The sequence below is a fragment of the Bartonella sp. AD328YNZD genome (assembly GCF_042196425.1).
Map to the genome: position 1 here is coordinate 8297 of NZ_JBHIQG010000069.1, position 1568 is coordinate 9864.

The following is a 1568-nucleotide window of genomic DNA, read 5'->3' on the forward strand; positions in this document are numbered from 1 at the left end:
TTCATTGAAAATGAGAAAGTTTCAGAAGCTCATTGTTTCTCTTATGATGTAGGCCAATATCGTCATGATATTTGCTGGTTTCTAATGTTGCGATAGCTTTTGCATTTAAAACCTTCATAAGAGGCATTTTGTTTTCTTCTTAAATAGTTTTCATTCATATGCCCCTTATTCATGATATGCTCGCAAATAGTTGTGATTGACTCAACATGAATAGGTTCGAAACAAAGAGAATTTTATGCTATTAGGCTTTTTTATACAAATTACAAAACAATAAATTATAAGTATAAATCAAAATATTAATTTTATTGAAAGATTACAATATAATTTCTTTGATTACTTTTAAATATAAAAAATGAGTTCTTTATGATATTACGTCCATTAGGGTAAAGAAGTTTATGACTGCTCATTTTGTTGAAACCATAATGGAAGGAAATATTTTTTACTCTGTTTAAGTTTTGTTTCATTTACAAGAGTGCCGTTTCATTATGAGAGAGTTTATAGAAGAAAAGAAGTGTATACAAATATAAGGCATTTTCTTGATTCTTGCTTGGAAATTAAAGAATGCTATAGGAAAGAGATGAGGTAGGTTTTTTACTACCCAGAGGAAGGAAGACCTGTGATTTAGATCATTTTATGCTTTTCGAATTTTTGAGGATTTTGGCTTAAATTCAAGTGTTATTGCTAAGACTTTTGTTAATTGTCAATGTTCTGTTGATTTGATTGTCAGTGGAGATTTGGCTTCTAAAATGATAAGGTCCAATGAGCAATCTTGCAACTAAAGAGATTTTACGACATATTGCATCTTTTCATAAAGAAGCGAAAAAGGAAATGATTTAATGCATTAAAAGAAAAAGAATGCATGAAATGTGCATAATCTTTTGTCAGAATGCTTATCAATGTAAATAATAAAATATTTTAGGGAGTCTATAATGACTGACAAGAACCAGATTGAGAAAGCTGTTTCATTGGTTGAAGCAGCAAGGCGTTCTGGGGCCGACGCTGCTGATGCTGTTATTGTTCATGCACATTCCACCAGTGTATCTGTTCGTTTTGGGAAAGTCGAATCGACAGAATCTGCAGAGAGCAATGATTTTACTCTAAGGGTTTTTGTTGGAAAAAAAGTAGCAAGTGTTTCTGCTAATTTAGGATCTTATCCGCAAGAACTTGCGGAACGTGCTATTGCAATGGCTAAAGCTTCTCCCGATAGTTTATTTGAAGGTTTGGCAGATAAAGAGTGTTTGGTTAAGAACCCTAAAGATCTTGACCTTTTTGATGATTTTATACCCAGCAGTCATTTTTTAACAGAAGATGCTTTAAAAACGGAGGCAGCAGCTCTTGATGTTAAAGGTGTAAGCAATTCTGGTGGCGCTGCAACAGCTTATGGCCGTAGTGGACTTATTCTTGTGACCAGTGATGGTTTTTGTGGAGCCTATCGTTCCAGTTGTTTTTCACGTTCTTGTAGTGCTCTTGCAGGTGAAGGAACACAGATGGAGCGGGATTATGATTATACAACAGCCTTACATTTTTCTGATTTAGAGGCAGCAGAAACTGTGGGAAAGAATGCAGGG

Annotated in this window: 1 protein-coding gene; it reads left to right on the forward strand. The window is 34.2% G+C overall.

The window, feature by feature from the left end:
* Positions 1 to 929 precede the first annotated feature (929 nt).
* The coding region (locus ACFIO3_RS05070) for a PmbA/TldA family metallopeptidase (protein ID WP_375704157.1) at positions 930 to 1568 on the forward strand (639 nt) is incomplete at its 3' end.